This window comes from Streptomyces sp. JJ36, assembly GCF_021696945.1.
Taxonomy (GTDB): Bacteria; Actinomycetota; Actinomycetes; order Streptomycetales; family Streptomycetaceae; genus Streptomyces.
In genome coordinates this window covers 22,318-28,988 of sequence record NZ_JACYHE010000075.1, presented here as the reverse complement: position 1 = coordinate 28,988, position 6,671 = coordinate 22,318, and the positions used below count along the sequence as shown (strand labels likewise).

7 protein-coding genes, 1 tRNA gene and 1 pseudogene are annotated in these 6,671 nt (G+C 77.2%); 1 reads left to right on the top strand and 8 read right to left on the bottom strand.

Translation table 11 applies throughout. From position 1 onward, the window contains the following. Positions 1-282: pseudogene (locus tag HOY81_RS22560) on the bottom strand (hypothetical protein); the annotation flags it as partial. Positions 283-305: 23 nt separating this feature from the next. Then, complete coding sequence (locus HOY81_RS22555; protein WP_237322412.1) at positions 306-2,246, bottom strand: GTPase domain-containing protein; 1,941 nt, start codon at positions 2,244-2,246, stop codon at positions 306-308. A 326-nt stretch (positions 2,247-2,572) separates the two neighbouring features. Here HOY81_RS22555 and HOY81_RS22550 point away from each other — a divergent pair. Beyond that, positions 2,573-2,645, top strand: a tRNA-Arg gene (locus HOY81_RS22550). A gap of 158 nt (positions 2,646-2,803) precedes the next feature. Here HOY81_RS22550 and HOY81_RS22545 read toward each other — a convergent pair. The 6 genes from HOY81_RS22545 to HOY81_RS22520 form a co-directional block, all read right to left on the bottom strand. Further along, positions 2,804-3,556: an NUDIX hydrolase gene (locus HOY81_RS22545; RefSeq protein ID WP_237322410.1), complete on the bottom strand. Its 753-nt coding sequence runs from the start codon at positions 3,554-3,556 to the stop codon at positions 2,804-2,806. 123 nt (positions 3,557-3,679) lie between these two features. After that, positions 3,680-4,213, bottom strand: a complete 534-nt coding sequence (locus tag HOY81_RS22540) for a hypothetical protein (protein ID WP_237322408.1) — start codon at positions 4,211-4,213, stop codon at positions 3,680-3,682. A gap of 45 nt (positions 4,214-4,258) precedes the next feature. Further along, positions 4,259-4,456 carry a hypothetical protein gene (locus tag HOY81_RS22535; protein WP_237322406.1) on the bottom strand — a complete coding sequence of 66 codons (198 nt, stop codon included), beginning with the start codon at positions 4,454-4,456 and terminating at the stop codon, positions 4,259-4,261. A 12-nt stretch (positions 4,457-4,468) separates the two neighbouring features. After that, entirely contained in the window at positions 4,469-5,449 is a 981-nt protein-coding gene (locus tag HOY81_RS22530) for a peptidoglycan-binding protein (protein ID WP_237322404.1), read from the bottom strand. Beyond that, the gene (locus tag HOY81_RS22525; protein ID WP_237322402.1) at positions 5,446-6,075 is read right to left on the bottom strand and encodes a hypothetical protein; all 630 of its coding nucleotides are present in this window, start codon (positions 6,073-6,075) and stop codon (positions 5,446-5,448) included. Before HOY81_RS22525 ends, HOY81_RS22530 begins: the two co-directional genes overlap by 4 nt. Continuing rightward, positions 6,063-6,668 (bottom strand): MauE/DoxX family redox-associated membrane protein, encoded by a 606-nt coding sequence (locus HOY81_RS22520; protein ID WP_237322400.1) that lies wholly within the window; start codon positions 6,666-6,668, stop codon positions 6,063-6,065. Before HOY81_RS22520 ends, HOY81_RS22525 begins: the two co-directional genes overlap by 13 nt. Between the last annotated feature and the right edge of the window lie 3 nt (positions 6,669-6,671).

Below are 6,671 nucleotides of genomic sequence, written 5' to 3'. Positions count from 1 at the left end.
GGGGCCGCCGCCGGGCGCCTCCCCGGGCGGTGCGGCCGCGTCCCGGTGGCCGCGGCCCTCCGGCGGCTCCCCCGGCGCGTACGGCTCCCGGTCCGGGCGCGGCCCGCCCCGGCCCCGTCTCCCGTACGCCCCGTACGCCCCGTAGGCCCCGTAGGCCTCATACGGAGGGTCGTACGGGGGTTCGTACGGCTCGTGGGCTCCGTACCGCTCGTACGGCCCGTACGCCCCCTGGGGGTCCTCCGGTCCGGCGGGCCCGCCGGACCCTGCGTGCCCAGACGACACTGCGGTCACCTCTTCCTCTGCCGTCACAGTCGCGCCTCATGCCCCGCGACCCGGGCCCGGTCCCGCTGAGCCCGGCTCAGCAGGGAGAACGCGGCCACCAGCTCCACCTGCGGGTCCGGTGTCGCCCCCAGCGCGTCCAGCGGCACCAGCCACCGCTCGCGCTCGCCGTAGAGCACCCGCTCCACGCAGGTGCCGAGGATCCGCCCGCCGCGTTCCCGCAACCGGTCCCGGCTCTCCGCCCCCAGGGCGGTGCACTGGGCGCGTTCCGCCGTGGCGCGGGCGGCGGGCGTGCCGAGGAGGCACACCGCGAGCCGCGCGGCGCACTCCTCGGCGTCCACGGCGAACCCGCGGTCCGCCGTCCGCACCTCCTCCTCCGCCAGCTCCTCCAGACAGCGCCGCCAGCGCCGTACGAGGACACCGACGCGCCCCCGGCAGTCCTCGTCCGCGTCCCGGCCGCCCGGACCCCCCGCGACACCGGGCCCGGGCGGCGGCTGCGGCGCGCCGGGCTCGGCGCGCCAGCCTTCCGCGATCCGTTCGTCCGCCGCAGCCACCGCGCCCACCAGCAGCGCGGTCAGCCCCTCGGTGAAGGCGTCCAGCAGCTCGTCGCCCCCGCTGTCCAGCGGGAAGCCGCGCCAGAGCGCCGCGGCGTCGCCGGCCAGCAGTTCGCCGTCGGCCAGCCGCCGCCGCACCCGGGCGGACGCCTCCTCGTACGCCTCGTCGACGTACTGGGTGAGCCGCAGGGCGGTGGCGTGCTGGGCCGCCGCTGCGGCGGCCAGCGCGCTCACCCGGCCGCGGAGCGAGGCCAGCGCCCCCTGGGCCGTACGGGCGGCCGCGGCGGCCCGCGCGGGCGGGTCGGCGGCGACGCCGACCAGCCACTCCCGGAGCGCGGCGACCGCGGTCGCGGGCAGCAGCCCGGAGGCGCCGGCCGACTCCGGCAGTTCCGGCACGGTGAACCGCGGCACCTCGCCCAGGCCCTCCCGCCGCAGCATCGCGGCGTACCGCTCGGAGACCTCGCCGACGATCTGGTGCGGCACCCGGTCCAGCACGGTGGCCAGCGTGACGTCGTACTCCCGCGCCGTGCGCAGCAGGTGCCAGGGCACCGCGTCCCCGTAGCGGGAGGCGGTGGTGACGAGCACCCAGACGTCGGCGGCGCAGACCAGCCGGGCGGCCAGGTCGCGGTTCCGCACCACCAGGGAGTCGATGTCGGGCGCGTCGAGCAGGGCGAGCCCGGCAGGAAGACCGGGGTCGGTCTCGATCCGCAGCGACGCGGGGGCCTCGCCCTCCACATCGTGGTGGTGCACATCGTCGTGATGGTCGCGGTGGTCGCGGCGCGCGGGGCCGCCGTCATCCGGCCCCGGCCGTACACCCCCGTCGTACGGACGTTCCGGCGCGTGCGCCGCGCGCGGGCGCTCCCTGCCGTACGACTGTTCCGTGCCGTACGGCAGCCCACCCCCGTACGGCTGCTCCCGGCCGTACGGCTCCCGCGGGTCGTACGGCGGTCCGTCCGGGGCGTAGGCGTCACCGCCCCCGGCGGTCCCCGGGAGGGCGTGTACCGCTTCCTGCTCGGGGTGCGCGAGGTTCTGACGAGGTGTCCGCACCCGCGCGAGCCCGGGGAGCACACGCTCCTCCGTGAACCAGTGCCGGTCCTCCGGATGGCAGACGAGCACCGGGGTCCGGGTCGTCGGGCGCAGCACGCCCGCCTCACTCACCCGGCGGCCGACCAGCGAGTTGACCAGTGTGGACTTGCCCGCCCCGGTGGAGCCGCCGACGACCGCCAGCAGCGGCGCCTCGGGCGCGCGCAACCGGGGCACGAGATAGTCGTCCAACTGGGCGAGCAGTTCGCCCTGGGAGCGGCGTGCGCGTTCCGCCCCGGGCAGGGCCAGCGGAAAGCGCACGGCGGCGACGCGCTCCCGCAGCGCGGTCAGCGCGTCGAGCAGTTCTGGCTGTGCCTCCAAGATCGCCACCCTGGAAGAATGCCCAATTTTGTGCAGTTTTTGAAGCGCATCCGCCCCCGATCCAGCGAAAATGCACCGCATTCACCCATGGATCTGCCCATACACCCCAGGCAGACCACACGCTGCGACGGCACGGCCATAACGAGTACGCAACACCCCAGCCGCACGACGCCGAAAACGCTGCAGAAATCGCACCACCCTGCGAGGATCGAAGCCGCTTCACGGAACCTCCACAACCGTCGCGAGACCGGAGCGTCCGGGGGCGAGCTGCGTACAGCCCCTATCCTTGGCCACGCCATGGTCAACCGGGGGCGCGCCCGCCCGCGACCCAACAGGCCCCCGTAGCTCAGCGGATAGAGCAGGCGCCTTCTAAGCGCTTGGCCGCAGGTTCGAGTCCTGCCGGGGGCGCCCCGCCCACCCGCCCACCGCCCTCCTCCGGGAGGGCTTTTCCTCTGCCCGGCCCCTTCGCGGCTGTGCCCGGCCTCCTTCGCGGCTTCTCCCGCTGCTCCGCCGTTCCTCCATACGGCCCGGCCCCGCGCCACCGTGCTGCCCGCTCCGAGCGAGCTTCACCCGGCACGGTGCGTCCCCGCGTACCGGTGGACGACCGGGTGCAGGTAGTCGACGTGGGAGCCGTCCAGGCCCGCCAGGTCGCCCGCGGAGGCGACCAGGGCGATCCGGTCCAGCTCCGGCTCGACGCCGCGTGCCCGCTCCGCTGCCGCACGGGCGGCGAACCGCTCGTGGAGCAGCCGGGCCGGCCGGGCCGGGGCCCGGAAGAAGAACCCGACGTTGCCGTGCTCGCCCCGGGACACCAGCCAGAAGGTCAGCTCCTCGGGCGGTGTCTCCACCCCCGTCTCCTCCACGAGTTCCCGGGCGGCGTGGCGGCGGAGCGCAGCCAGGTCGAGCGCCGCGCCGCCGGGCGGCGGCTCCATCGACCCGCCGGGAAGCTGCCACCGGCCGGGGGCGGCCGTCCAGGACGCCATGCGCCCCACGACCAGACGGCCGTCGTCCGTGGGCTGCACCAGGCAGACGGACACCGAGGACACCGGGCGAGCGCCCGGGATCCGCCGCAGGGCGCGGTACCGGTACGGGGCGCGCGCCCAGGAGAGCACCAGGCTGCCCGGTTCCTCCCAGTGGAGCCGGGTGCACAGCACCGTCGGCCCGTCGAAGAGGCTCGGATTGGCCCGGACCGCCTCCTCCCACTCGCGCTCCATCGCCTCCCGCTCTCCGGGGGACAGCGCAGGCGGGGCGGCCTCGGCGCAGCGGAGCCGGTGGACGTCCAGGAGGTCGACGCCGGGAGAGTGCGGCGGGTGCTCGGTCACGGGGGCATGCTGGCACACCGGCAGGTGCCTGTCCGTGCCGCTGCCGCCCGGCCGCTCCGCGGCAGGGTCAGGGACCGGCCGGGGGCCCCGGGCGGGGCGCCGTCACCGCGACACGGCGGGGCGTCACGTCAGGAGCAGGAGCGCCGCGAGGGCGAGAGTGAGGGAGGTGCCCGCGGAGACCTTCAGCGCCGGGAGGCGGGCGGTGAGGCGGGCGTCCCAGGCGGAGGGGGCGCCGGAGGCGAGGCGCAGGGCGGGGGTCGCGGCCCGGCCGAGGGCGAAGCCGGAGCCCGCCAGCAGCGCCGGGAGCAGGCCGCCGTGCAGCAGCACGGCGGCGGCGAGCGCGTACGGGGTGCTCGCCGAGAGGTACGTACGCACTCCGGTGCCGAGCTCGAACCCGAACTGGAGTGCTCCGCCCAGCAGGTGACGGTGCAGCACGTGCTGCGGGATCTGCCGGGCGTTCTGCGGGAGCGCCAGGCGCAGCAGCCCGGTGTCGCGCAGCACGCAGAGCAGCGCGCAGGCGAGGAGGGCGCCGTGACGCCAGTGAGCGGGCGCCGGGGAGAGGAGGCCGGAGGCGGTCCAGAGCACCAGCGCCGACAGGAGTGCTCCGAGCAGCAGCCCGGAGGTGAAGACCGACAGGACCAGGCCCTGCCGGTGCACCGCTCGCCGACCCGGCGAGGCCAGCGCGAACGCGCTGTTGCGCGTTCAGACCGAGCCGGAGAGCGAGAAACCGGCGAGGCCGCCCACCACCGCCCAGGTGAGCGGCGGTACGGCGGCGACGGCGACCGCCGCCGCGCCGGTGAGCAGCAGCACCGGCAGCAGCGGGTCGGTGAGCACCGCGCGCCCCGCGGAGGGTGGGGGCGGGCCGCCGGGCGCCGGCGGGTGCGGGACGGGACGTGTCATGGGTACGGCCTCTCAGACGGTGCCCGTCAGGGTCCGCCAGGTGACGGGGCCGACCACGCCGTCCACGCCGATCTCGTGCCGGGTCTGGAAGGCGCGTACGGCCTCCTCGGTGAGCGGTCCGAAGATGCCGTCGACGGTGAGCGGGTGGCCGTGCTTGCCCAGTTGGCGCTGGGCGCCGCGCACCGCGTCGGCGAGGGGGCCGCCGCCCCGGCCGTCGCCACGGCGGACGGTGTGGACGAGGACGGGCCAGGTGGCGGGGCCGGCGGTGCCGGTGGGTTCCAGGCCTTCGGACTGCTGGAAGAGCGTCACCTGCTCAGCGGTGCGGGGCCCGTAGACGCCGTCCGGTTCGGTGGCGAAGCCGTGGAAGGTGACCAGGTGCTGCACCGTGTACGCGTCCGGGCCGGTGGTGCCCTGCCCCGTGGTGGGCCAGGTGACGCTGCCGGGACAGCCGCACTCCGTGGTGTGGCGGCAGATGGAGCGGACCCAGCCGGAACCGGTGTTGCGGTACCCGTCGTGGCAACGGCGTTCGATGCCGCAGCCGCAGGTCCCGCAGTCATCGTCGTAGCGCCAGAGCCAGCCGTCGTAGCTGCCGGAGTAGCACTGGTTCGGGCGGAGGGTCCAGGTGACGCCGTCGTTCCGGTGGAAGCCGGCGTAGGTGCCGGTGGTGGCGCAGGCGTCGGCGTAGACGGTGCTGGGGCCGCAGCCCGGGGAGCAGTTGTGGCCGGCGGCGTAGGAGGGGCAGGAGCCGGTCCAGATGTCGTATCCGTCCGCGTACGCCTCCCGGGCGGCGGGGAAGACGCCCAGCGCGGCGAACCCGGCGGCGGTCGCGGCCTGGAGTACGCGGCGCCGGGACGGGGCGAAGCCGCCGAAGCCGCCGAGCCTGCCGGACCCGCCCCGGCCACGGCGGCGCGCGCGTCCGGTACGGGCGGCGGGAGCGGCACCCCGGCCGGGGCCGGGGGCGCGCAGCGAGGGGACCTGGTCCAGGGAGGTCAACGCGGGCTCCTTGCCGGTGGGGGGAAGGCGGTGTCGAGCAGTCCGGTCAGCGCGGCGGCGGACCCGAGGGGTGCGGAGTCCCGGACCCGCCCGGCCTCGTCCACGACCACCGCGAACGGCGTGGCGACGGCGTCGTAGCGGGTGAAGAGGTCCGGGCGGTCGCCGGTGGCGGGTACGGCGGGGTGGCGCTCGGCCTCCGGCACGGGGCCCGCGTACAGGGCCCGTACGGCCGGAGCGGGCGTGGCGGGCCGCCCGCCGGCGGCGAGGGTGCCCTCGGGGGTGGGGCGTGGGTCCGTGCCGGGGTGGCCGTCACTCACGGCGGGCGGGCCGCCGGGGCGGCCGGCGGCCCAGCGGGCGGCCTCGGCGAGCACCTCGGTGCAGGTGCGGCACCCGGCGCTGAGGAAGAGCAGCACGGCGCCGTCCCGGGGAGTCTCGTCGCCCAGCAGGGCGGCCACTCCGGGCGCGGTGCTGCCCGGCGGCAGGCCGGGGGGCCGTGCCGTGTGCCCGGGCGCGGCCGCGGCCTCGCGGGAGAGCTGGTGCACCTGGCGGACCAGGCCGGAGACCACCAGCGCGAGCAGCAGCACGGCGACCCAGGTGAGGAGGAGGGCGCTGGTCAGGAAGTCCACGGCGGTCCTCCGGGGTGGGGGCGGAGTGCCGGTGCGCCGGGGGCGCGCCGGGCCAGGGGGGTGTCGAGGGCCGAGGGCAGCACCCAGAGCAGGACGGTGAGGGTGGCGGCGGCGAGCAGCGTCAGGGCCGGTCCGGCGAATCCGGCCGGCTGCGGGACCCGGTCGCCGGTGCCTGCCGCGAGGGCCGGCAGCACGCCGGTCAGCGCGAGTGCGGCGAGGGCGAGGCCGCGGCCCGCCACCCAGCGGCTCATCGGGGCCTCGCGGAGGGCGCAGCCGCAGGGTCCGCCGCGGCCGGCGGCCAGCACCCGCGCCGCGTAGCCCGCGTGGACGCCGTGGAGGCAGCCGGCCGCCGTGAGCGTCGCGGCGAGGCCGGTGCGGGTGCCGTCGACGAGCGCGGCCGTCACCGCCAGGCCGGCCAGCCCTTCGGCGCAGGGCAGCAGCGCCCCGGCGACCGGCACGGCGGCCCGCGGCAGGAGTCCGTGGGCACGGAGCGCGGCGGGGAGCGCGGACGGGCGGGCGAGGTGGGCGGCACAGCCGGTCAGCAGCGTGAGCAGGGTGACGCCCGCGGTGACGTGGAGGAGGAGGGTCGCCACGGC